Here is a 274-nt window from a genome sequence, read left to right as displayed (position 1 = left end):
CCAGCTCGGCGGCAAGCGTGTACCCACCAATCCCAGCGACCTCCCGTTTTACGTCCCGCCATATTTCTCCGCTTCTACCATCCTCCGTCCAGCGCCCGGTCAGCAACCCTCGTACGTTCTCGAAAACAAATGCGCGCGGGCGAAGATGACCTATGATCTTGGCCATGTCCTTGTAGAGATGGTTCGACAGGAGATTCTTTTTATCCACTGCATAGGATCTCCGGTGCCCGATCCCGGAAAACCCCTGGCATGGCGGCCCGCCAACGACCAGATC

Annotated in this window: 1 protein-coding gene; it reads right to left on the bottom strand. The window is 58.0% G+C overall.

The window, feature by feature from the left end:
• Window positions 1–232 (bottom strand): DNA cytosine methyltransferase (locus SB822_RS56935; protein WP_410859082.1); only part of this gene is annotated, 232 nt, incomplete at its 3' end.
• Window positions 233–274: the final 42 nt, after the last annotated feature.

Source organism: Paraburkholderia sp. SIMBA_054, assembly GCF_046534875.1.
Classification (GTDB): Bacteria; Pseudomonadota; Gammaproteobacteria; order Burkholderiales; family Burkholderiaceae; genus Paraburkholderia; species Paraburkholderia hospita.
The sequence above is the reverse complement of the archived record's forward strand: the minus strand, read 5'-3'. Positions and strand labels throughout refer to the sequence as shown.